At 33.3% G+C, this 24,587-nt stretch carries 16 protein-coding genes, 1 tRNA gene and 3 rRNA genes; 8 read left to right on the top strand and 12 right to left on the bottom strand.

Annotated features, from left to right (window positions below; translation table 11 throughout):
- Window positions 1-32: 32 nt before the first annotated feature.
- Window positions 33-1,409, bottom strand: coding sequence for a CAMP factor family pore-forming toxin (locus tag ABXG81_RS00565; protein WP_117522289.1), 1,377 nt, complete (start codon window positions 1,407-1,409; stop codon window positions 33-35).
- 659 nt (window positions 1,410-2,068) lie between these two features.
- Between ABXG81_RS00565 and ABXG81_RS00560 the strand changes: the two genes are divergently transcribed.
- Window positions 2,069-2,575, top strand: coding sequence for a Na/Pi symporter (locus tag ABXG81_RS00560; RefSeq protein ID WP_353529230.1), 507 nt, complete (start codon window positions 2,069-2,071; stop codon window positions 2,573-2,575).
- 360 nt (window positions 2,576-2,935) lie between these two features.
- Window positions 2,936-3,682 carry a ZinT/AdcA family metal-binding protein gene (locus ABXG81_RS00555; protein ID WP_353528871.1) on the top strand — a complete coding sequence of 249 codons (747 nt, stop codon included), beginning with the start codon at window positions 2,936-2,938 and terminating at the stop codon, window positions 3,680-3,682.
- A 337-nt stretch (window positions 3,683-4,019) separates the two neighbouring features.
- Here the strand turns inward: ABXG81_RS00555 and ABXG81_RS00550 are convergent.
- Window positions 4,020-4,095, bottom strand: a tRNA-Gln gene (locus ABXG81_RS00550).
- Between the two features lie 627 nt (window positions 4,096-4,722).
- Here ABXG81_RS00550 and ABXG81_RS00545 point away from each other — a divergent pair.
- A complete protein-coding gene (locus ABXG81_RS00545; RefSeq protein ID WP_353528870.1) occupies window positions 4,723-5,265 on the top strand; it encodes a hypothetical protein in 543 nt (180 codons plus the stop codon).
- Window positions 5,266-5,493: 228 nt separating this feature from the next.
- A complete protein-coding gene (locus tag ABXG81_RS00540) occupies window positions 5,494-5,742 on the top strand; it encodes a zinc ribbon domain-containing protein (protein ID WP_353528869.1) in 249 nt (82 codons plus the stop codon).
- Between the two features lie 490 nt (window positions 5,743-6,232).
- Here the strand turns inward: ABXG81_RS00540 and rrf are convergent.
- The 9 genes from rrf to ABXG81_RS00495 form a co-directional block, all read right to left on the bottom strand.
- Window positions 6,233-6,349, bottom strand: a 5S ribosomal RNA gene (gene rrf, locus ABXG81_RS00535).
- Between the two features lie 38 nt (window positions 6,350-6,387).
- Window positions 6,388-9,539 (bottom strand): 23S ribosomal RNA (locus ABXG81_RS00530).
- 147 nt (window positions 9,540-9,686) lie between these two features.
- Window positions 9,687-11,215: ribosomal RNA gene (locus tag ABXG81_RS00525) — 16S ribosomal RNA — on the bottom strand.
- Together the 16S, 23S and 5S rRNA genes form the textbook arrangement of a ribosomal RNA operon.
- A 722-nt stretch (window positions 11,216-11,937) precedes the next feature.
- Complete coding sequence (locus tag ABXG81_RS00520; RefSeq protein ID WP_353528868.1) at window positions 11,938-13,164, bottom strand: ABC transporter ATP-binding protein; 1,227 nt, start codon at window positions 13,162-13,164, stop codon at window positions 11,938-11,940.
- 3 nt (window positions 13,165-13,167) lie between these two features.
- The gene (locus ABXG81_RS00515) at window positions 13,168-14,043 is read right to left on the bottom strand and encodes a carbohydrate ABC transporter permease (protein WP_353528867.1); all 876 of its coding nucleotides are present in this window, start codon (window positions 14,041-14,043) and stop codon (window positions 13,168-13,170) included.
- On the bottom strand, window positions 14,030-14,887 hold the full coding sequence (locus ABXG81_RS00510; protein ID WP_209814185.1) for a sugar ABC transporter permease: 858 nt from the start codon (window positions 14,885-14,887) through the stop codon (window positions 14,030-14,032). Before ABXG81_RS00510 ends, ABXG81_RS00515 begins: the two co-directional genes overlap by 14 nt.
- On the bottom strand, window positions 14,887-16,275 hold the full coding sequence (locus tag ABXG81_RS00505) for an ABC transporter substrate-binding protein (RefSeq protein ID WP_316115689.1): 1,389 nt from the start codon (window positions 16,273-16,275) through the stop codon (window positions 14,887-14,889). Before ABXG81_RS00505 ends, ABXG81_RS00510 begins: the two co-directional genes overlap by 1 nt.
- 85 nt (window positions 16,276-16,360) lie before the next feature.
- Complete coding sequence (locus ABXG81_RS00500) at window positions 16,361-17,077, bottom strand: glycerophosphodiester phosphodiesterase (RefSeq protein WP_353528866.1); 717 nt, start codon at window positions 17,075-17,077, stop codon at window positions 16,361-16,363.
- A 130-nt stretch (window positions 17,078-17,207) separates the two neighbouring features.
- The gene (locus ABXG81_RS00495; protein WP_117521988.1) at window positions 17,208-17,498 is read right to left on the bottom strand and encodes a hypothetical protein; all 291 of its coding nucleotides are present in this window, start codon (window positions 17,496-17,498) and stop codon (window positions 17,208-17,210) included.
- Window positions 17,499-17,696: 198 nt separating this feature from the next.
- Here ABXG81_RS00495 and ABXG81_RS00490 point away from each other — a divergent pair, with 198 nt between their 5' ends.
- Window positions 17,697-19,052, top strand: coding sequence for a sodium-dependent transporter (locus tag ABXG81_RS00490; RefSeq protein WP_353528865.1), 1,356 nt, complete (start codon window positions 17,697-17,699; stop codon window positions 19,050-19,052).
- 71 nt (window positions 19,053-19,123) lie between these two features.
- Here ABXG81_RS00490 and ABXG81_RS00485 read toward each other — a convergent pair whose 3' ends face one another.
- Window positions 19,124-20,479 carry a PLP-dependent aminotransferase family protein gene (locus ABXG81_RS00485; protein WP_209814194.1) on the bottom strand — a complete coding sequence of 452 codons (1,356 nt, stop codon included), beginning with the start codon at window positions 20,477-20,479 and terminating at the stop codon, window positions 19,124-19,126.
- An 81-nt stretch (window positions 20,480-20,560) separates the two neighbouring features.
- Between ABXG81_RS00485 and pdxS the strand changes: the two genes are divergently transcribed.
- The 3 genes from pdxS to ABXG81_RS00470 all read left to right on the top strand — a co-directional run bounded on the left by pdxS (window position 20,561) and on the right by ABXG81_RS00470 (window position 24,489).
- Window positions 20,561-21,412: a pyridoxal 5'-phosphate synthase lyase subunit PdxS gene (gene pdxS, locus ABXG81_RS00480; RefSeq protein ID WP_117521985.1), complete on the top strand. Its 852-nt coding sequence runs from the start codon at window positions 20,561-20,563 to the stop codon at window positions 21,410-21,412.
- Window positions 21,413-21,438: 26 nt separating this feature from the next.
- Entirely contained in the window at window positions 21,439-23,079 is a 1,641-nt protein-coding gene (locus tag ABXG81_RS00475) for a tryptophanase (RefSeq protein WP_117521984.1), read from the top strand.
- A gap of 69 nt (window positions 23,080-23,148) precedes the next feature.
- Entirely contained in the window at window positions 23,149-24,489 is a 1,341-nt protein-coding gene (locus ABXG81_RS00470; RefSeq protein WP_117521997.1) for a sodium-dependent transporter, read from the top strand.
- Window positions 24,490-24,587 lie beyond the last annotated feature (98 nt).

The raw sequence follows: 24,587 nt of genomic DNA, 5'->3' as shown, positions 1-24,587 counted from the left end.
TCTCCTTAAAAATTTTAAATATACATTTTTATTTATTTGCTTGGGTCAGTAAAATCAGGATATATTAATTCTGGATTTTTACCATCCATATTTGTTGTAACTACTTCATCTCTTAAAGTGCTTCTGTTTGTTATATAACTTTTGTAATCTCCGTATTGAGCCTTTTGCCCTCCAAACCCTATTATTATGCTTGAGCCAGAGGCTTGCATACCAGCAGGAATTTTATCAAAGGTTGGTTGTACTATCCATTTTATACCTGCCACTTGATATGGTTCTATATATGAAGATGGTCTTTCTAGATTGAAATCTCCAAATACTTCCCCAGAAAAAACTTGTGGATATTTATTTATTAACTCAGCATTGAAGTCCCATAAATCATATATTGATTCTGTGATCTTGTCATATCTAGGATTTTTTTCCACTTTTCTATCAATTACTTTTTTTACAAGATTTTGCCAAGTATCAAAGTCTTCTTTGCTGATTTGATTTCTATACTGTGCCTTTATTTTATTTTGGTTATTAACTTCTTTAGTAACTGTATCATTAAGCCATTTTGGATTTGCAATAACTTCGTTAGATAAAAGTGCTGATGAAGATGCAGATTTTAACCTTGCATCAAGTTCTAACAATTGTCCAAAAGTGATTTTTTGTCCAACCTGTTTATTTATATCATTTACTTCATTTCTATAAATACTTTGGATATATTCTTCCTTACCACGAGTTCCATAATTATCTTGGTCAAAAAATTTATTTTGAGATTTCCTAGCTTCTCTAATATTTTTATACATTAATTTTTTTACATATGGTGTAGCTAAGTCTCCAGAAGTCATATCTCTTATATTTTTGATCTTTTCAATATTATTATCTAGCTTTTCTATAGCCGCAAGAACATCTTTTCTTCCATTAAATGGATTTATAGCAACCATTACTGCTTCAAAACATACTTGTGCAGCAAGATTATGTGCTTCTTGAATCTTATAAATATACTCAGTAGTCATTTGATTTATAAAATGGTTGACTTTCCTTAAAAGTTGAATTCTAACTCCAATAGAACCTATATAAAAGAATTGCTGTGGATTAGTAGTATTTATACCCGATGGTAAATTAATAGCTCTGTCTTCGCTTAGTTCTGCCAAATCTAGTTGAGCTTGCTGCATTAAAGGAATTTCATAAGCTTTATTTCCTTCAATTCTAGCTCCTTGCAAAGAATCTGACTCTTGTCTTAATTCCTCATCGCTTAAGTTTAGTTCGTAATCTTCATTTATCTGATAAAGATAGGATAAATCATCATTATTTACACTTTCAACTTCTTGCATAGCATATGAATTGCTATAAAAATCAAAAGCAAAAGATGTAGATAAGAATGTGATTACACTTAGCAATGAGAGAACACGATATTTTTTCTTCATTATCCCTCCTTTTGATGTACCTGTGCCATTTCTATAGATTTTAATATAATTATAGACTTTATAAATAGAATTAAAGATATACATTATGGGTTATTTATAATATGTTGTAAATAAAAATCTAATCTATTTATTAAAATAACTAAATTTTTAAGACCATTATTTACTTTATTATAATCTAATCCAATTAAACTTTAGAATTGTTAATAAAATTTTTTATATATCTTTACCTAACTATAGGTTAGCACTAGAGCCCGCAAATGTCAATACTGGAAGTCGTTTTCTTATAAACTTTGAGAGTTCTTTAATCAAATTTTATTTAAATTATATACACTTTATTAGTATGTATCTAGATCAATAAGAAAAAATAATAAAGAATTTAAGATAAGATGTTATTTATGAACTATTTTTCACATGGCTAATTTTTTATTTTCACCTGAATTAATAGTCAAAGTTCTTAATATCTATAAATCAAATTTTAGCTTCAATATTTGTGATAAATCTTAAATAATCAATAAAAGATAAATTAATGAATGATAATGGAGGGTATATGTCAATTAACTATTTTATCGAGTTTCTGGGATGCCTTGCTCTTTTCTTATATGGAATGGAATTGATGATGGTATTGAAGTTGTCGCAGGTGATAGGCTTAGAATTGTAATATAAAAAATGACTTCCAATTTTTTAAGGTCATATTAGTAGGAACTTTTGTAACTGCAATTATACAATCATCATCCGCTACTACAGTTATGGTAGTTGGTTTTGTTAATGCAGGTTTTATGAATATCTATCCAGCAGTAGGAATAATAATGGTAGCAAATATAGGTACAACTATTACAGGTCAGCTTGTAGAGTTAAATATACCTCAACTAGCTTCAATAATTGCTTTTATAGGATTTACTTTGAACGCATTTTCTAAAAAAGAAAAGAATTTTCCAGGTAGAACAATAATGGGATCTAGGCTTCTTATTTATAAGCATAGAATTTATGAGCAAGATCATGGAAGCTTTAAAAGATTATCCAAGATTTATAACTTTGATGACCAAATTCAAAATCCTATTCTAGGTGTATTAGCTGGTGCTATTATAAAACCGCTATCATACGTCATTATCTGCTTCTTTGGGTATATTACAAGCTTTAGCTATCATTCAAATCATTTATGTATATAGTATTTGGTTTTAATATCGAAGCTTACATAACATCAGTTTTGTCATCACTTGGAGCTTCCAAAAATGCTAAGAGAGCAGCTCTCGCCATGTACTTTTTAATATTGTTGGAACTATTATTTTTATTCTATTATCACTATTTATACCAATAGATCAAATGGCATTAAAATTTTCTAGACCTTTACCAGCTGAACAATTAGCTAACTTGCACACACTATTAATAGTGCTACTACTACGAGCGTCAAATTTTTCAAAAATAGTTTAAATATTTGATAATGAATATCATTATTGACTATATATCAATTTAATGTTAATATTATTTTATAAAAAGCTAAAATAATATTTTTAAAAAGAGGAGTTTATATGAAAAATAAAAATAAATTAGCAATTGTCAGCATTTTATCATTTGGATTAATATTTAGTGCTTGCAGCAAAGACGAAGCTAAAGATAATAAATCTACAAATGATTCCACTCAAAAAGTAGAAGAAACTAAAAATACTCCCGCTGCAACTAGTGCTGCAACTAGTGATACAGAAAAAAAAGATGATGCTTCTAATAACAATGAAGAAAACGTCACAAAAGATGGAGAAAATAATAAAGATGCAAAATCTAGTGTAAGTTTATCTGATTGGCAAGGAGATTGGAATAGTATGTATGAATATCTAGAAGATCCTGAGATTCAATCAGCTTATTCTACTCTAGCAAAAAATGAAGAAATTGATGAAGATAAAGCAAAAGAAGATTATCTGGCAAAAAGAAAAGCAGATTTTGCTGGTCTTATTATAGATGCTGACAAAGTAACTTTCTTGGATAACTTTCCAAAAAAAGATGGAAAAACTATAGGAGAAGGTACTTATAAATTTTCTAAAACAGAGGAACAGATGCTAGGAGAGCATAAAATAACTTGGAATATATTTGAAGCTACAAATGAAGATGCTCCATATAAATATCTGACTTTGATGAAAATAGATCCTAATGAAGATTTACTACATTTCCACTTCAGATATGGAAATGATTTAGATGAAATACTAAATAAAGAAAGCTGGTTTCCAACAGTAGTATCCCCACAAACTACCAATGAACAATTAATAGATGAGATTACAGAATAATACTTATATTATTCCTTAATTAAAATTTACTTTAAGGAACTGCTGTGTAATTATTTGTAATAGCTTTTACTATTATATTTAGTAATATTATCTAATTTGAAAATATTGATAAATTACAAAATACAAGTTTTTATAGTTACATGGCAGTTCCTTTTCATCAATACAAACTTTTATATAAATATTTCTATTTACAAAGCTAAATACTATTGAGCAAATATTAATTTACCTTTGGCTTTTATAAAATTTTTTAGTCAACACTCCCTATTCTCTTGATTATTAACAATTTAAAATTACTATATTATTTAAATAATAATATAATTCTACATTAAAATTTTTATGGCTGGGATAGTAGGACTCGAACCTACGCTCTCCAGAGTCAGAATCTGGTGCCTTACCAGCTTGGCTATATCCCAATAATTCTATAACATAATAATTATATCATTTAAAGAGTTAGCATAAAAGCCCTATTGGACTTTTTTTATAAAGAAGTATCATGAAAATCAATAATAACTATAAGTAAAGTAAATAGTGATGATAAATAAAATAATATAGTTAGTTATGTAGATATTCTTAAGTAAATTAGCTAATTAAATTTTATATTCCATTACGTTAAGCGTAAAATGTAATTAGATTATCTATTGTACCTAGTTGGTTTATTTTAATTAAAGACACTGTACTAGTCAAGTTTTCAATGATCTTACATTTTTCTCAATTATAAAAATAGTTTATAAATATTTAGTAATAGTTTTATTTTATCTCTTAGCATATCTTTATATAATATTAATAGTTTCCAATTAAAATTTATTTCTATATAACGTTATTAACAAAGTATCTATTCGCATGTATCTTATTAGATATTTATTTATCTAACAATGTGGACGTGATAAATTATGCGGGTATAATATTTGTTGAAGTTAAGTACTTACTTCAAATATTAAAAGTTAAACATATAATTTGAAGTTTAGATTATTCTAAAACTAATTCATCTAGTCTAAATATCTAGATTATACGACAATGATGAATATAATTAGGAGGAGAAAATGAATTACAAAAAATTAAATAAATTACTATTAGTAACTGCTTTATCAACAAGTCTAGTATATGGATCTAATATGAGCAAGGTAAATGCTGCTGGTGAAAATAGTAATAAACAGAATGTCAACCAAGTAGTTAATAAGGAAACTAAAAATTCACCAACTTCTGATGAAAATTACTTAAAAAAAGAAGATGGTTCTTACTTTGCTCAATTACTTTCTAAAAATGCAGGTAAAAGAGATAAAGAATTTGAAAGTCCATCAATCTATGAAATCAATAAATATGCAGATGTCTTAGAAGTAAAGGGAACTTTGGATTATAACAAAGATCCTGATTCTACAAATGTAGATAAAATGCTTGAAAACCAAACTCACTTTTTTACTGTAAGTAATAATACTGTGTATAATGTTCAAGGTGGCTCTGTAAATCCACAATTCTATGATGAAGATGAATTTCTTAAACACTATGATGAAGTTAAAGATTTAGGCTATGCTATAAATATAGAAGTAAAAGATGGCCTAATAACAGAAATTACAATTTACGAATAAAAATATAAAATTTAAATAAATGATTTAAATAAGTAACCCAGCCCATAAAAGCTATCTCAATTAAACTTTATGGGCTTTTTAATAAAATAAATTTTATCTATTAGCATAATTATACTCTACGAAATAGAAAAAGAAGAAGTTAAAATAAATCAATTATTTTATTTTATTGGAAAATCATATTACGAAGCTCACAAAAATGACATCAACGCTGAAGAACATGATAGAATTTTGCAAGTTAATAACAGCCTATCAAGAATCGACAAACTAAAAGAAGAAATAAATAGCCTTAGAAATGTAATAGTGTGTGATAATCGTGGATCTGAAATTCCTATAAACTCTACTTATTGTATAAAATGTGGAGCAAAAGTAAGAGAGGTTCAGAAACAAGAATTTCTATGTCCATCTTGTAATAAAGCAGTAGGAAAAGATGAAATATTCTGCAGGAATTGTGGTACAAAGTTAAAAGATAATGAATAAGCTATAAAAACATAGGAATTCTAGAAGCAAAGAAGATATTATGTACATTGTTTCTAAGGATTCTTTTTTTGTTTGATTAAGATATTTGTGTTTATAAAAAATCAAAATAGTAGTGATTAATTATAAAAATTACGAAGACGAATAAATTCTAATAGTTCAGCAACTATCAGCAAATCAGATTATTATAAATAATTAAGCCCTTCCATCCTCAATCATCAGGATGGATTTTCTTTCTCGTTAATCCACTACTTGAGTTCCATAATGTGGAATGCAAATTTTCCTTCACTATCCGGACGAGCTAATATAAAGATGTAATCCGTAAATAAAAAAGAACTATTCAAGCAACTATTTCGTAATTATTTGACAATTTCTCACTCTATTAAAAGGCTCAGTTCTAGCGAATGAGAACAGCTAAGATTCATTACCATCAGAGCTTTAGGTATATCCTTATATACTAAAAAAGACTCAGTCAAACGACTAAGCCTTAATTATTTGGCGATTTCCTACTCTACCGGGAGGTTGCCCTCCGAGTACCATCAGCGTAATGAGGCTTAACTTCTGTGTTCGGTATGGGAACAGGTGTATCCCTCATGCCATAATCACCATATATTTAATTTATGAACCTTTTAATAGCAGACAATATTTCCAGTCAAGATTTAAAGTTTAGTATCCATTAGCTTAATACATTACTGCACTTACACCTTGGACCTATCAAACGTATTTTCTTTACGTACTCTTAGAAATCTTATCTTGAGGGTTGCTTCGTACTTAGATGCTTTCAGTACTTATCAGTGCCATACTTAGCTACCCAGCTATGCTCCTGGCGGAACAACTGGTACACCAGTGGTATGTCCATCCCGGTCCTCTCGTACTAAGGACAGGTCCTCTCAAATTTCTTACGCCCACGCTGGATAGGGACCGAACTGTCTCACGACGTTCTGAACCCAGCTCGCGTGCCTCTTTAATGGGCGAACAGCCCAACCCTTGGGACCTACTTCAGCCCCAGGATGAGACGAGCCGACATCGAGGTGCCAAACCTCCCCGTCGATGTGGACTCTTGGGGGAGATAAGCCTGTTATCCCCGGGGTAGCTTTTATCCGTTGAGCGATGGCCCTTCCATGCGGTGCCACCGGATCACTAAGTCCGTATTTCTACTCTGCTTGAGATGTATCTCTCGCAGTTAAGCTCGCTTTTGCCTTTGTACTCTTCGAATGGTTTCCGTCCATTCTGAGCGAACCTTTGAACGCCTCCGTTACTTTTTGGGAGGCGACCGCCCCAGTCAAACTGCCCGACTGACAATGTCCTTTGCCCCGATTAGGGGTCAATGTTAGAATTTTGATATTAGAGGGTTGGTATCCCAAGGTTGACTCAACCTACACTGGCGTGCAAGTTTCTTTGTCTCCCAACTATCCTGTACGTCTAATCTCAAAATCCAATATCAGCCTACAGTAAAGCTCCACGGGGTCTTTCCGTCCTAGCGTGGGTAAGTCGCATCTTCACGACTACTACAATTTCACCGGATCCTTTGTTGAGACAGTGCCCAAATCGTTACACCTTTCGTGCGGGTCGGAACTTACCCGACAAGGAATTTCGCTACCTTAGGACCGTTATAGTTACGGCCGCCGTTTACTGGGGCTTAAGTTCTAGCCTTCGCTTATGCTAAGCCTTCCCCTTAACCTTCCAGCACCGGGCAGGTGTCAGCTCCTATACTTCATCTTTCGATTTTGCAGAAACTTGTGTTTTTGGTAAACAGTCGCTTGGGCCTGGTTTCTGTGGCCAGATCGCTCTGGCTCCCCTTCTCCCGAAGTTACGGGGACATTTTGCCGAGTTCCTTAACAAAGGTTCTTCCGCGCGTCTTGGTATTCTCTACCTCCCTACCTGTGTCGGTTTTGGTACGGGCGCTTTTGTCTTGATAGTGACTTTTCTTGGCAATTTGAAATCGACTACTTCTCTACTCATGTTTTCGATACCTATCACACATCAGCTTTATGATTAGCGGATTTGCCTACTAATCGGCCTTTGTGCTTAGACTGCCTTCCATCGGGCAGATAGTTTATCCTCTTGCGTCATCACGTCTCTTATTGCGACTTTAAGCGGTACAGGAATATAAACCTGTTATCCATCGGCTACGCCTTTAGGCCTTGCCTTAGGTCCCGACTTTCCCTGAGGGGACGAGCCTTGCTCAGGAGTCCTTAGGGTTTCGACGGGAGTGATTCTCACACTCCTTATCGCTACTCATGCCAGCATTCTCTCTTGTATTAAGTCCACACTTGCTTTCGCTTAGGCTTCTTCCCTAATACAATGCTCCTCTACCACTGATAGAGTATTTAAATGCTTGGGTAAATACTTTGACGATATTTTAACCAGTTGTCATCTTAAACTTTTTGTTTTATGACTGTTCATTCGGTGATATCGTAGTTATATACAACTTACCATTTACTTGTGATATTTGCGTAAATAATTTTCGTTTATAACTCGTTTATCTTGATTGTATTGTTCAATATTTCCGTCTAAGTTTTACCTTTGTTTGCGCGTAGCTTTCTTGCCAATCGAGCTTTGCTCTCTTGGGAAAGCCTGCGGCTGACCTACTTTTGATTTATTTCATAAATCAAGTTAGGTCAAGCATTTAAATCCTCTATCAATCCGAAGCTTCGGTACTGAATTTTAGCCCCGTTTATTTTCGGCGCAAACCCACTTGACCAGTGAGCTATTACGCATTCTTTAAATGTATGGCTGCTTCTAAGCCAACGTCCTGGTTGTCTTAGTAGGTTCACATCCTTTTCCACTTAATCCAGATTTTGGGACCTTAGCTGTCGGTCTGGGCTCTTTCCCTTTCGACTTAGGAGCTTATCCCTCTAAGTCTGACTCCATGATCTGATTTTTTGGCATTCGGAGTTTGATAGGCTTTGGTACGGTTAGCCGCCCTAGGCCAGTCAGTGCTCTACCTCCTTAAATCTTTAATCATAGGCTAGCCCTAAAGCTATTTCGAGGAGAACCAGCTATCTCCGGGTTCGTTTGGTTTTTCGCCCCTATCCACAGTTCATCCGATGCGTTTTAAACCGCACCCGGTTCGAGCCTCCAGTGAATTTTACTTCACCTTCACTCTGACCATGGATAGATCACCCGGTTTCGGGTCTATCATATCTAACTTTCGCCCTATTAAGACTCGCTTTCGCTTTGGCTTCATCTCTTAAAGATTTAACCTTGCTATATATGATAACTCGCTGGCCCATTCTACAAAAGGTACGACATCAGGCTTTTGCCCTCTGTCTGCTTGTAGGCTTAAGGTTTCAGGTTCTGTTTCACTCCCCTTTCGGGGTTCTTTTCACCTTTCCCTCACGGTACTTGTTCGCTATCGGTCACATGTTAGTATTTAGCCTTAGGGGATGGTCCCCCTATCTTCACAGCAAATTTCTCGTGTTCACTGCTACTTGCCCCCACAATATATTTTCTTTTGTTTACAAGACTTTCACTTTCTTTGGTTCATTTTCCCAAATGATTCTACTAGAATATATATTTCTTACTGGGTTGGGCTGTTTTCTTTTCGCTCGCCGCTACTTGGAAAATCGAGTTTTCTTTCTTTTCCTCCTGCTACTTAGATGTTTCAGTTCGCAGGGTCTTACTTCATAAAGCTATGTATTCACTTTATGATGTCTGTGTCTTCCACAGACGGGTTTCCCCATTCGGATACCTAGGGGTCGATGCTTTTTGTGAGCTTTCCCTAGTTTTCGTTCACTTACGTCCTTCTTAGTCTTCATGTGCCAAGGCATTCACCTTAAGCCCTTTTCTTCTTGACTGGAAATATTGTTTGCTATTTAGTTTTTATGGTTCGTTTTTTTATAAATAGTAATAACTTAATTTGAGTAACTTAGTGTTTCTAATAGTCAGAGAATAACGTATCATTCTCTACCAATGGGAGCGTACCCCCATTGGTGTTCTCTTAGAAAGGAGGTGATCCAGCCGCACCTTCCGATACGGCTACCTTGTTACGACTTCACCCCAGTTACTGACCCTACCTTCGACTGCTGCGCCCCAAAGGGTTCGCTCACAGGCTTCGGGTATTGCCAACTTCCATGGTGTGACGGGCGGTGTGTACAAGACCCGGGAACGCATTCACCGCAGCATTCTGATCTGCGATTACTAGCAACTCCAACTTCATGCACTCGAGTTGCAGAGTGCAATCCGAACTGGGACAGGCTTTTTGAGTTTTGCTTAACTTCACAGTCTTGCTTCCCTGTGTACCTGCCATTGTAGCACGTGTGTAGCCCAAGTCATAAAGGGCATGATGATTTGACGTCATCCCCACCTTCCTCCGGTTTGTCACCGGCAGTATTACTAGAGTCCCCAACTTAATGATGGTAACTAGCAATAGGGGTTGCGCTCGTTATGGGACTTAACCCAACATCTCACGACACGAGCTGACGACAACCATGCACCACCTGTATTTTAGTTATCCGAAGATATAGGCAATTATCTCTAATTGCTTCTAAAATATGTCAAGACTTGGTAAGGTTCTTCGCGTTGCGTCGAATTAAACCACATGCTCCGCTGCTTGTGCGGGTCCCCGTCAATTCCTTTGAGTTTCACACTTGCGTGCGTACTCCCCAGGCGGAGTGTTTAATGCGTTTGCTGCGGCACCCAGATTTGACTCCAGACACCTAACACTCATCGTTTACGGCGTGGACTACCAGGGTATCTAATCCTGTTTGCTACCCACGCTTTCGTACCTCAGCGTCAGAAAATGGCCAGAAAGTCGCCTTCGCCACCGGTATTCCTCCTAATATCTGCGCATTCCACCGCTACACTAGGAATTCCACTTTCCCTTCCATCTCTCAAGCTAAATAGTTTTAGAAGCTTACTATAGTTGAGCTATAGCCTTTGACTTCTAACTTTTCTAGCCGCCTACGTACCCTTTACGCCCAATGATTCCGGACAACGCTCGGTCCTTACGTATTACCGCGGCTGCTGGCACGTAATTAGCCGGACCTTATTCGTATAGTACTGTCATTTTCTTCCTATACAAAAGATTTTTACAACCCGAAGGCCTTCTAAATCACGCGGCGTCGCTGCATCAGGGTTTCCCCCATTGTGCAAAATTCCCCACTGCTGCCTCCCGTAGGAGTCTGGGCCGTGTCTCAGTCCCAATGTGGCCGTACACTCTCTCAAGCCGGCTACTGATCGTTGCCTTGGTGGGCTTTTATCTCACCAACTAGCTAATCAGACGCAAGTCCATCTTACACCGCTATCACTTTGACCATAATTGCATGTGCTTTTATGGTTTTATAGGGTATTATTCTTCGTTTCCAAAGGCTATCCCCTTGTGTAAGGCAGGTTACTCACGCGTTACTCACCCGTTCGCCACTAATCCGCTTTAATTCTCCCCGAAGGGTTCATTAAAGTTTCATCGTTCGACTTGCATGTGTTATGCACGCCGCCAGCGTTAATCCTGAGCCAGGATCAAACTCTCATGAAAAATATTTTCTCTACTTAACGTAGTTTTCTTTTTTATTCATAAAAGCTTTTTTGATTCAAGCTCTTCATTTACACTGATTTTTTCAATCAATGCGTGATTTATATTTATTCTAATCTATATACAAATAGATTGGAATCATTATTTAAGGTTACTCAAATTAATTGTTTTAAGTTTAATTACTATTTAATTATAGATAAGCTATTGCTTATCTGGTTCATTGTTGTCGCCTCTCAACGACAAAATATATGGTACCACGTTTAAAATCTCTTGTCAAATATTTTTTGCAATATTTTAACTTTTTTACTGAAATTCGTTGTTTCAGCAAATGCGGTACTTTTATAGTATACACCATCCAGAAGCTATTGTCAAATATTTTCTAAATTATTTTTTAAACAGTCTTTCTAAGTGGTGATATTTATGTTACTAGCTTTTTATTTAAATGTCAAGTTTTATTTTATGCTATGTTTTTTATCTTTTATGATTCTATTTCCAAATATATTTATAAATAACAAAAGCACATTTAACTATGCCTAATATTAATCTTTATATATTCCAAGTAGGATAGTTAAATATGCTTTTTATTTTGGATATCATCTTGCAAAACTATGGATAATTATCGTCTCATCATTAGAAAGTTCTCTTAGGAATTTTTTACATAGCCTGCCGACTTATAATTGTAAATTTTCCGTAGAAGTTCTTCTAATGATTTTGGGACGATTTATTCATTCTGCAACAGTCCCAGCTTCCAACATTTCTTTTTTATCTACTGCTCTATTAGCCTTATCTTTTAAGTCGTATCTTTTATTTAAGTCTTGATTCAATATTTTTATATTCTGTGGATCAGGAGTTTTTTCTGGAAAAGATATACACTCCTCCGTTAAAACATCGAATAGATATGTATTTTCCATATTAATATTAATTGGAATTTCTTTATTTGATACTATTGGGCTAGAGTAATTAAATCTCATAGCTATAACTGTATCATCGCTAGTAATCATATAAGCATAAGTATCTGATCCCATATATTCTACATTATCAAATTTAACTTTTATTTCCGAGTTTTCATTATAATTAAATTCTTCTGATCTAATACCTATTAGAATCTTATTACCGTCACCTTTATAATTTAGTAAGTCTTTTACCTTGAAAGCCGGAAGTGGAATTTCCTTACCAAATAAGTTTACATAAAAGCTTGATCCGTCTCTATTAAGTGTAGTCTTTACTATATTCATTTTTGGTGAACCTATAAATTCTGCTATAAACCTATTTTTGGGACGATAGTATAGGTTTAAGGGTGTATCGAACTGTACTAATTCACCTTTGTTGAGTACAGCTATCCTATCACCCATTGTCATTGCTTCTACTTGATCATGGGTTACATAAATGAAAGTTGTGTCTAGTTTGTTGTGGAGTCTAACTATTTCAGTTCTCATTTCAACTCTTAATTTTGCATCTAGATTTGATAATGGCTCATCCAACAAAAACACTTTAGGATTTCTTACCATAGCTCGACCTAATGCAACTCTTTGCCTTTGTCCACCAGATAATTGAGCTGGCTTTCTATCTAATAAATCTTTAAGTTGCAATGTTTCAGCTATTGATTCTACTTTTTGATTAATGGTATTTTTATCAATTTTTTGCATTTTTAGTGCAAAGCCCATATTTTCCCTTATCGTCATATGTGGATATAGTGCATATGATTGAAATACCATTGCTATATCTCTATCTTTTGGTGATACATTGTTCATTTTTGTATCATCTATATAGAAGTCACCTGAGCTTATAGACTCAAGACCTGCAATCATTCTAAGTGTTGTCGATTTCCCGCAACCAGATGGTCCAACCAAGACAACAAATTCCTTATCTTTTATATCAAGATTTATATCTTTTGCTCCCTCAAATCCATTTTCATAAACTTTTGATACGTGATCTAATCTTACTCTTGCCATATTTTAACCCTTTACCGCTCCTGTCGTTAATCCTTTTACCATATTTTTTTGTGCGAACATGAAAATTATTAGTGACGGTATCATACAAATTACTACCCCCGCTATCATTAAAAGCATAGACTGAGAATCCGCTGAATTTAACATAGATATACCTATTTGAACCGTCCTATATCTATCAGATCCTGTAATTAGTAGTGGCCACATATACATATTCCAAGCTCCCAAAAATGATTGGACCGCCAAAGCTCCAATAGTGGGTTTTGATAAAGGAATTAGTATTTTAAATATAAAACCCAAATCACTTGCACCATCCATTTTACTTGCTTCATATATTTCCATTGGAAAAGATTGAAAGGCTTGTCTAAATAAAAATATTCCCATAGCACTTGTTAGATATGGAGCAACTAAACCAAAGAATGAATCTGTAAAACCCCAGCCCGAAATCATCAGAAAATTAGAAATTATAGTTGTTTCACCTGGTATCATAGTGGTTGCCATTATAACAGCAAAAAGCAAACCTTTTTTTCTAAAATTTAGAAAATGTAGAGCAAAAGCTGCGAGTATTGCAGTTATCATTTGGAATACCGTAATAATTATTGAAACTATTAAAGAGTTTATTATATACCCTTCAATAGGCGCTATCTTAAAAACATCTTCATAATTTTGCAAAGTTGGGTTTGCAGTAAAAAATGTCTTATCATACAATTCATGACTAGGTTTTACGCTCATTACAAAAGCATATATTATTGGAAATAGAACTAAAATTACTACTATAATGTTTAAAATAAGCCTAAAAACTCTAGAGCCGTCCACACTTTGTTTATTGGTTATTTTTGCATTTAACATTCTAGATTGATTTCTATTACTACTTACTTGCATTCTTATCTCCATTTGATCTAAAGGCTATAATAGTAAGAATCATTACTATAAAAAATAAAACTACAGATTCTGCTGAAGCATAACCATATCTATAGTTCATAAAGGCATTTTTATAAATATCATGTACTATGACATTGGTTGCTTCTCCAGGACCTCCTTGGGTAAGAAGTTTAATCTGTCCAAAAGATTGGAATGCATTTATAATATTTGTTACTACAACAAAAAACATAATAGGTTTTACTGATGGTAAGGTTACGTGTATAAATTGATTCCAAGAATTTGCACCGTCTATAGATGCCGCCTCATATAAACTATCATCTATACTGGCAAGTCCTGATGAAAAGTATAAGAAGTTCATACCCGAGTTTAACCAAGCTGTAAGAATACCAACACTCACTAAAGCCCATTTAGGATCTCCAATCCAGTTAATGTGTGTATTTAAAATTACATTTAAAATACCAACTGATTGATTAAGCATAACTTTAAATACAAGAGCCATACCTGATGAAGCTATAGCAATAGGAAGAGAATAAGCTGCTGAAAATATTCTAATACCCGGAAAATTAACTCTACATAATAAGGCCGTAGCAAATCCAAGTAATACTCCAATTATTACAACTATTAATACATATATAAAAGTTACTTTTATGCTATTCCAAAAAGACGCTGATGATAAAAGATTAGAATAATTTTTTAATCCAACAAATAGTGTATTAGCACCCATATTATCCGTAGTGTACAGACTACGGATTATAGTCTGTACAAAAGGATAAAATACAAATATTATTAATAGAGCCAATGCTGGTAGCATATATAAGTAGGCTTTATTGTTATATTCTTTCATTATTTGTTAACCTTATTATAAGATTCAAGAGCATCATCCATTTCTTTTGCCATATTTTTACTTGCATCTTCTGGGCTCACATTTCCATTTAGCATTTCTTCTATATATTTTTCCATAACCTGACGAGATTCTTGGAATACTGTTGAAAGAGCTCCTTGATCATCCGGTGTTGAGTCGTGCAATTGATCTATAGCTGTTTCAAATTGTGGAGACTCTTTTATTAATTCTTTAAACTTATCTGTATCTAATACGCCTTTATTTACTGGGAAATAACCTGTATTCGCATTCCAATATGTTTGAGAATCTACATTTACTAGGAATTTAATAAAATCCCAAGTACCTTCCATCTTTTCCTTATCTCCCGAATCAAGAGCGTATAAAGATGCACCACCAATTGATACACCGTGATTATCGCTAGCATCAACGCCTGGGAAATAAGCAGTTCCTACTTCAAATCTATCTCCAACTTCTGATAGAATTTGTGCTAGTGATGCAGTTGATGCAAAAGTCATAGCACTTGTTCCAGAATTAAACTCTGGTACACCTCCTTGCTTACCAACATTTGGTGCAATACCATCATCTTCTAACTCTTTCCAAGCTTTAAGTACATTTGTGACTCCGCCATTATCGTTAAATACTGTTTTTGTTGGGTTAGCTTTTCTACCATTTTCATTATCAAATAAGTCAAGACCTTGTTTGCTCATAAACTGTTCAACCCACCAACCATAAATACTCATGGATATTGGCATATCTGTTACACCAGAATCTTTTAATTTTTGTCCAACTTCTTTCATTTCTTCTAATGATTTTGGTGGCTTAACTCCTGCTTTATCGAACATATCTTTATTGTAATATAGAAGTGGTGTAGAAGAGTTAAATGGCATTGAATTTAATTTCCCATCTACTGTGTAATAAGCAAGTAGATTATCTTCCAATTGGGATAGATCATAATCATCCTCATCTACGAAATCTTGAATTGGCTTTATAAGACCAGAATCGATCATATATCTTGTACCTAGATCAAAAACTTGGACTAAATCAGCTCCAACATCCTTGCCTGAAGCAGATGATCTTAATTTTGTTAGAGCATCATCATATTCACCTTGAAATTCTGCCTTTACAAAATATTTATCTTGAGATTTATTGTACTCATCTACAAGATAATCTATAGCATCATTTAAATTTCCACCCATAGAATGCCAAAATACAATAGTGGTTCTATCACCTTTATCCGCAGTAGATTTCTCATCCTTAGACGCATCCTCATTATTACTTGTAGAAGTACTCTCCTTTGGTGTACTCGATGTATCACTATCACGTCCTGCACATGATGTGAGCGTAATAAACATTAAGACTAACATTAGTCTACTAGCAATTTTTTTAAACATAATTCCTCCAGTTTTCTATATTTCTTTACAAGTATAGACAAATTATGTAAAAATTTCTTATATAAATTGTAAGGTTATTGTAAAATTATTTGCTTAATAATTTTTTAACTCTATCAGGATAATCTGTTATAAGTCCAGTAGGATTACAAGGTAAATACTCACTGTAATCGTAATCAGATTTACCAAACCAAATATTTATACCTATATTATTCTCAGCAAATTTTTCAGCTAATTCTTTGTTTATAGTAAAATTGAGAGGATGATAATACTCCATCCCTAGATTTTTCACGTACTCCCGAGGCTTATAGAGTCTAGATGATTCAAGAACACCACATTTTATATTAGAATCTAGCTCTTTAAATCGCACTAAAGAATTATGGTTAAAAGAAGAAACTATAATTTTTTCTCCTAAATTATATTCTTTTATTAGTTTATAAACTTCATTTTCTATTCCTTCATAAGTTATAATAGACGTTTTTAGTTCTATATTTGTCATAATGTCAAGGTCTTTAGCAAAATCAAAGTACTCTCTTAAAGTTAAAATTTCTTGTTGTTTAATTTCTGGGTATAATCTAGATGCATTTAAATTCTTTAATTCTTTTAAAGTCTTCTCTTTTACAAGCCCTTGTCCATCTGTAGTCCTTTCAAGAGTTTCATCATGTATTATTACAAGTTCACCATCTTTTGAAAAATGAACATCAAATTCTATTCCATCAGCACCAACTTCAATCGCTTTTTTGAAAGCAAGTAACGTGTTTTCAGGGTATCTTCCCTTAAAACCTCTATGAGCAAAATTAATCATATAAATCTCCTAAACTCTTATTTCATCTATTCCTTAAATAAATAGTCATATAAAAAAGAACTGTCTTAACATTAGACAGCTCCTTTCATAATTAATTGTCATCCTATGTAAATCTTATCTTAACTAATTATTAAAAACAGTGATCTGCAGCACCCTTGCTTGCTCCGCCAATTGTTCCAATAACTCCACCTATAACTGAACCCACACCAGGATGTCCTGTTGCTCCACCAATTTTAAATCCAGTATAAGCTCCGCCAAGTCCACCAGCTGTACCTTCACCAGCAACTCCTGCTACACATTCTTTAGTGCTGTGTTCTCCATCAGCATATGCTTGATGAGTAGGTAATACCATGCCAATGCCTAAGGCTAGAGATGCAATAACTAAATTTGCCTTACCAACTGTTTTTTTTAAATTTTTCACGATGTTTCCTTTCAAATACTACTTATTTTCCATTTTACATTCTCATTCATTATATGTACGTACATTACAAAGTAACATCTTTACGTTCCATTATTTACCCGATGATTTTGTCTCTAAACATATTCTTCTATAATTTTAATATTTTATTCTTATTCTCTAATCTGATATAATACCTTTAACAAGAATATAGGAATAATTATGGGTGAAAGTAACGTAAAAGATAATCAAATAAATACAAGAGATGAGTTTAAAAGTAAATGGGGATTTACTCTATCCTCTATTGGATCAGCCGTAGGTATGGGAAATATTTGGAGATTTCCTGTTATGATTTCTCTTTGGGGAGGTATGAGTTTCTTTATCCCCTACATTTTATTTGTTATTTTAATAGCATCAACTGGAGTTATTGAGGAATATACTTTAGGAAGGCTAACCAGATCGGGGCCAGTTGGTGCTTTTAGATATGCAAGCGGAAGAAAGGGTAAGGCAAAGCTTGGAGAAAGATTAGGTATCATACCCGTTTTAGGATCTTTAGCCTTAGCTATAGGATATACCTGTGTTATGGGTTGGATATTTAAATATGCTTTTATGGCTATTGACGGTAAGCTTAACTCTATGGGTACTAATATGGATCTTATAGTAAATACTTTTAATCAAACTGCGTCAAGATTTAGCAATAATAAATGGATTATAGTTGCAGGAGTCATTTCCTTAATGATTATGTCCTTAGGTATAGCCAATGGTATAGAAAGGATTAATAAAATTTTAATGCCCATATTATTTTTCTTACTCTTGGGACTTGGAATTTATATTTATCATCAACCAAATGCCATAAACGGCTATCAGTATATTTTTACTATTGATCCTAATAAAATCTCAGACTTAAAACTTTGGGTTTTTGCTTTTGGTCAAGCATTCTTCTCGCTTTCTATAGCAGGAAACGGATCTGTAATCTATGGATCATATTTGCCAAGCGAAGAAGATATACCCTCAGCTGCCCGTAATGTAGCATTCTTTGATACTTTAGCAGCTATGTTAGCAAGTTTAGTTATAATTCCAGCCATGGCTGTGGGGAATGCTAACTTAAGCGAAGGCGGCCCTGGACTAATGTTTATTTATTTAGTCAATGTATTTAATCAAATGCACGGTGGTAGGATAATTATGATTTTATTCTATATAGCAGTTTTATTTGCTGGTATAAGTTCGATTATAAATCTTTACGAAGCACCTGTTGCTTATTTAGAAGAAAAATTTAGATTTAAAAGATTTAATGCTGCAGCTTTGATAAATATAACGGGAATAATAGTGGCTATCCTAGTGCAAGGCATAGTAGGAGCTTGGATGGACTGTGTTTCAATTGTAATAGCCCCATTAGGTGCCCTACTAGCTGGAATAATGTTTTTCTGGATGCTAGATAAAGATTCGGCTCTATATGAAATAAATAAAGGACGCACCAAGCCTATAAATTTCTTATTTTATAAACTAGGTAAATACGTTTACTGTTTACTTAGTATCTTAGCCTTAATCTTAGGTATTGCTTTTGGAGGTATTGGTTGATTATATAAAAATAACTCAACCAATCAACCCAGCAAATAACAACTAATCTAATTATTACAAAATAAATTTAATCATGATAGTTTTTTAACCTCTTGAATGATAATATCTAATCCCTTATCTATCTGTTTAAAATCAAGCTTAGCAAATCCAATCAAAAACTTATTTTCATATCCTTTTTTATCATAAGTATAACCATTTATAGGCTTGATTTTAACTCCCTTTTCTCTTAAATTTTTTATTAATATTGTATTATCAACTGGTATAGTTTCTATAACAAAGGATATACCAGGATTAGTTGATAATATTTTTATATAATTTGAGTCTTTAAGCTTTTCCATAATAAAATCATACTTTCTAGAATAAAGAACTCTCATTCTATTAACCTGTTTTTCAAAATATCCTCTATCAATAAAGTAAGAAACAGCTTCTTGAACAAAATTAGATACAGAGCATCTTAAAATCTGGAGCTTATCATCATGCTCTCTAACTATATGTTTAGGTAAAACCATATAACTAATCCTTACAGCAGGACTTATAGTTCTAGAAAAATTACCAAAGTATATAACCTTATCATTTATATCCATAGCCATTAACGGATAAATTTTATCTAGTTTGTATTTAAATTCTGCATCATAATCATTTTCTATTATGTATCTACTATCTTTTTCATTGGCCCAATTAAGCAATGATACCCTTGTATGATAATCCATAAAGTATGTAAGAGGAAATTGTCTTGCTGGAGTAACAACTGGTAAATCTATTCTTCTATCTATATTTCTAACAATAACTCCATTAGTACTTATATCCATTGGGAGATTATCTATATTAATAAAAATAGAATTGGAAGTGTATTGATAGCTAGGATTCTCAAATCCAAATACTTTATTTGGGAAAATTAATCTAACTATCATTAGTAGCTCATAAGATCCAGGAGCAATTATTATTTGATCTTCATCTATATGTATATTTCTAGCAGCACTAAGATGTTTTTTTATCGAATATCTTAAATTATAACTGCCTTTAGGATCATCCTGACTTATAATATCCATATCTTTAGAATTTATGGTATTTTTAAAAGACAGACCCAAATTCTTATAGTCAAAATATTTATTACCTACACCACTAAATGAAAAATCATATTTTAATGGTAAAGCTTCATGTATATCTTTCTCATGAGAATCCATATTTTTGATACTCTTATTTAGAGGATCTATTCTACTAACAAAATAACCATTCCTATAATCAGAATAAATGAGTCCTTCTATTTCTAAAAGTTCATAAGCATGAATTACTGAATTTTTTGAGATTCCAGCACTAGTAGAAAGATTTCTTATAGATGGAAGTTTATGATTTTCCTTGTATGTTCCATTTAATATTTTTTCTTTAATATCTATGTAAACTTTTTCGTAAATAAAACTACTACTCATTTAGCTGTATCCTTTTTTTATTTTTATTTTGTCACTTTTAATTATATTATACTTGATTTAGAATTAAGCTAGGAGGTAGAAATGGCATTTGAATCAATCAATAATAACTTAAAATCAGGCGTTATAATGGATGTAATAAACGTCGAACAAGCTAAAATAGCAGAAGATGCTGGCGCTGTAGCAGTTATGGCTCTAGAAAGAGTACCAGCTGACATTAGAGCAGCAGGAGGCGTGTCCAGAATGAGTGATCCAGAGATGATATTAAAAATTAAAGATTCTGTATCAATTCCGGTAATGGCTAAAGTTAGAATCGGACATTTTGTAGAAGCACAAATTTTAGAAGCTCTTGGCATTGATTACATAGATGAATCAGAAGTATTAACACCAGCAGATGATTTTAATCATATTGATAAAAAGGTTTTCAAGACTCCGTTTGTCTGTGGAGCAAGAAATTTATCTGAAGCACTCAGAAGGATCAAAGAGGGTGCAGCAATGATTAGAACAAAAGGAGAAGCTGGTACAGGAGATGTTGTTCAAGCTGTAAGACATTTAAGATCTATAAATACTGAAATAGCGGAAGTTTCTGCTTTAAGAGATGATCAACTTTATACAAAAGCTAAAGAATTAGAAGTAGATTATGATTTATTAAAATACGTAAAAGAAAATAAAAAGCTTCCAGTTCTAAATTTTTCAGCAGGTGGAGTAGCTACTCCAGCAGATGCTGCACTTATGAGACAACTAGGAGCAGAAGGAGTTTTTGTAGGTAGCGGAATTTTTAAATCAGGAGATCCTGAAAAAAGAGCTAAAGCAATCGTTAGAGCCGTTGAAAATTATAAAGATCCTAAAGTATTACTTGAAGTAAGTAAAAACCTAGGGGAAGCAATGGTAGGTATCAATTCAGATGAAATTAAACAAATAATGGAGCTAAGATAGCAAAGAAATAATTAGAGGAGATTAAAATGACTAAAGAATATAAATTAAACGTTGAAACACCAAAATCTTTTTCTTTTGTAAAAAGAGATATCCCAGAAGTTACAATTGAACAAAGAGAAGAAGCTCTAAAAAAAACTCACTATAATGAATTTGCTTTTCCAGCTGGGATGCTAACAGTAGATATGCTTTCAGACTCAGGTACAACGGCCCTTAATGACAGACAATGGTCTGCGATGTTCTTAGGAGATGAATCCTATGGTAGAAATAACGGCTACTACGTACTATTAGAAGCTTTTAGAGATTGCTTTGAAAGAGGCGATAATCAAAAGAAACCTGTTGAACTAATATTAACTGGTGAAAAAGACATAGACAAATTAATGGAAGAGCTATACTTATGTGAATATGAAGGCGGATTTTTCAATGGAGGAGCTAGTCAATTAGAAAGACCAAATACTTTCCTTATGCCTCAAGGAAGAGCAGCAGAATCTATGCTCTTTGAAATAGTTAGAAATATTTTAAATGAGAGATATCCAGAAAAACAATTTATAATACCATCAAACGGACACTTCGATACAACTGAAGGTAATATAAAACAAATGGGATCAATCCCAAGAAATTTATACAATAAAGAATTATTATTCGAAACTCCAGAAGGTGGAGAATATGAAAAAAATCCTTTCAAAGGTGATATGGATATAGAAAAACTTGAACAATTAATTGAAACAGTTGGTCCAGAAAATGTACCTCTAATCTATACTACAATTACAAATAATACAGTATGCGGTCAAGCAGTTTCAATGAACAGCATAAGAAAAACAGCTGAAGTTGCAAAAAGATATAATATTCCATTTATGTTTGATGCAGCTAGATGGGCTGAAAACTGCTATTTCATCAAAGAAAACGAAGATGGTTACAAAGATAAGTCTATACCAGAAATCGCAAAGGAAATGTTCTCTTACTGTGATGGTTTTACAGCATCTCTTAAAAAAGATGGTCATGCTAATATGGGTGGAGTTTTAGCATTTAGAGATAAAGGAACTTTCTGGAAAAATTTCTCAGACTTCGATAAAGATGGAAACGTTACAAATGATGTCGGCATTAGATTAAAAGTTAAACAAATTTCTTCATATGGTAATGATTCGTATGGCGCAATGTCTGGTCACGATATAATGTCTTTAGCAGTAGGTCTATATCAATGCTGTGATGTAAATTATTTATCAGAGAGAGTTGGTCAATGCCAATATCTTGCTCAGGGATTCTATAACGCAGGCATTAAAGGTGTAGTTCTTCCAGCTGGCGGACATGGAGTCTATATTAATATGGATGAATTCTTTGATAACAAGAGAGGCCATGATACTTTCGCTGGCGAAGGTTTTAGTTTAGAATTAATTAGAAGGTACGGCATCAGAGTTTCAGAACTTGGTGACTATTCTATGGAATATGATTTAAAAACACCTGAGCAACAAGAAGAGGTTGCAAACGTAGTTAGATTTGCAGTAAATAGAAGCATGTACTCTAAAGAGCATTTAGATTATGTAATAGCTGCTGTAAAAGCTTTATATGAAGATAGAGAAAGCATACCAAATATGCGTATTACAAAAGGTCACAATCTTCCTATGAGACATTTCCACGCTTTTCTTGAACCATATCCAAATGAAGAAAAATAATAATCTAATAATATCTCCTAGTATTATCTAGGAGATATTATTAGAATTATGATTGTGAGGGTAGATATTATGACTGAAAATACAGCACATACAAGAGATAGTTTTACTAGTAAGTGGGGTTTTATCCTAGCATGTATTGGTTCAGCAGTTGGAATGGGAAATTTATGGAGACTTCCTGTAATGGTATCACAATGGGGAGGCATGACCTTTTTATTACCTTTCCTTCTCTTTGTTATTTTAATAGGTTCAACAGGTGTGATTGAGGAATTTACATTTGGTAGAGCTGCTAAATCAGGTCCTGTTGGTGCTTTTGGCTTATCTACAGAAAAACATGGTAATAGAAAAATAGGAGAAATCTTAGGAATTATACCTATCTTGGCATCGTTTTCATTAGCTGTAGGATACTTATGTGTCATGGGGTGGATATTCAAATATACATTTATGGCTGTAAATGGAAGTATGTATTCCATGGGATCAAATATGAATATCATTACAAAAACTTTTGAAAACTCTGCAAGCCCATGGGGCAATAATGGATGGATAATTATAGCAGCTATAGTATCTTTATGTATAATGTCTCTGGGGATTGCTAACGGAATTGAAAAAGCCAATAGATTTCTAATTCCATCATTATTTATAATGTTCATATTGTTAGCTGTATACATAGGATTTCAAGATGGTGCTACAGAAGGATATCATTATATATTTAGACTTGATCCACGTGGATTAAAAGACATAAGAGTGTGGATATTTGCTTTCGGACAAGCATTCTTTTCCCTATCAATATCTGGTAATGGATCTATAATATATGGCTCCTACTTAAATAGAAGTGAAGATATACCTAATTCTGCATTTTATGTAGTTCTATCAGATATACTTATCGCTTTACTATCATCATTAGTAATAATTCCAGCTATGGCAATAGGTGGAGCTGAGCTAAATGAAGGTGGCCCTGGTTTAATGTTTATTTACTTAGTTAGTGTTGTAAATAAAATGAATGCTGGGAGGATTATAGGAATAGTTCTTTATATATGTATACTTTTTGCTGGAGTTAGTTCAATTATAAATTTATTTGAAGCTCCAGTAGCTTATATAGAAGAAAAATTTAAGGTAAATAGAAAATTAGCTACAGCTATAATAAATATTGGTGGTTTAATTATAGCTCTATTTATACAAGGAATAGTAGGTGTATGGATGGATGCAGTGTCAATTTACGCAGCTCCGCTAGGTGCATTACTTGCTGCGGTAATGTTCTTTTGGCTTAATAGTAGAGAATGGGTGGAAAGCGAAGTTAACACTGGAGCAAATAAACCTATTGGTAAATGGTTCTATCCATTAGGTAAATATATATATTGCTTGTTAACTTTAATCGCTTTAGTAGCCGGAATAATCTGTGGTGGTATCGGCTAAAACAAAGTATATAAGACTGCTTTAGAAATAATGATTCTAAAACAGTCTTTTCTATTTATCCATCCATTCTAGTATATTATAACATTGATATAAAAAAA

Source organism: Anaerococcus nagyae, assembly GCF_040364225.1.
Lineage (GTDB): Bacteria > Bacillota > Clostridia > Tissierellales > Peptoniphilaceae > Anaerococcus > Anaerococcus nagyae.
This window is presented reverse-complemented; position numbering and strand designations above follow the sequence as displayed.

Excerpts from the sequence above, each read along its gene's own strand:
- ABXG81_RS00565 (WP_117522289.1), bottom strand. The coding sequence starts at position 1,409 with ATGAAGAAAAAATATCGTGTTCTCTCATTGCTAAGTGTAATCACATTC.
- ABXG81_RS00555 (WP_353528871.1), top strand. The coding sequence starts at position 2,936 with ATGAAAAATAAAAATAAATTAGCAATTGTCAGCATTTTATCATTTGGA.
- ABXG81_RS00545 (WP_353528870.1), top strand. The coding sequence starts at position 4,723 with ATGAATTACAAAAAATTAAATAAATTACTATTAGTAACTGCTTTATCA.
- ABXG81_RS00520 (WP_353528868.1), bottom strand. The coding sequence starts at position 13,164 with ATGGCAAGAGTAAGATTAGATCACGTATCAAAAGTTTATGAAAATGGA.
- ABXG81_RS00515 (WP_353528867.1), bottom strand. The coding sequence starts at position 14,043 with ATGCAAGTAAGTAGTAATAGAAATCAATCTAGAATGTTAAATGCAAAA.
- ABXG81_RS00510 (WP_209814185.1), bottom strand. The coding sequence starts at position 14,887 with ATGAAAGAATATAACAATAAAGCCTACTTATATATGCTACCAGCATTG.
- ABXG81_RS00505 (WP_316115689.1), bottom strand. The coding sequence starts at position 16,275 with ATGTTTAAAAAAATTGCTAGTAGACTAATGTTAGTCTTAATGTTTATT.
- ABXG81_RS00500 (WP_353528866.1), bottom strand. The coding sequence starts at position 17,077 with ATGATTAATTTTGCTCATAGAGGTTTTAAGGGAAGATACCCTGAAAAC.
- ABXG81_RS00490 (WP_353528865.1), top strand. The coding sequence starts at position 17,697 with ATGGGTGAAAGTAACGTAAAAGATAATCAAATAAATACAAGAGATGAG.
- ABXG81_RS00485 (WP_209814194.1), bottom strand. The coding sequence starts at position 20,479 with ATGAGTAGTAGTTTTATTTACGAAAAAGTTTACATAGATATTAAAGAA.
- pdxS (WP_117521985.1), top strand. The coding sequence starts at position 20,561 with ATGGCATTTGAATCAATCAATAATAACTTAAAATCAGGCGTTATAATG.
- ABXG81_RS00475 (WP_117521984.1), top strand. The coding sequence starts at position 21,439 with ATGACTAAAGAATATAAATTAAACGTTGAAACACCAAAATCTTTTTCT.
- ABXG81_RS00470 (WP_117521997.1), top strand. The coding sequence starts at position 23,149 with ATGACTGAAAATACAGCACATACAAGAGATAGTTTTACTAGTAAGTGG.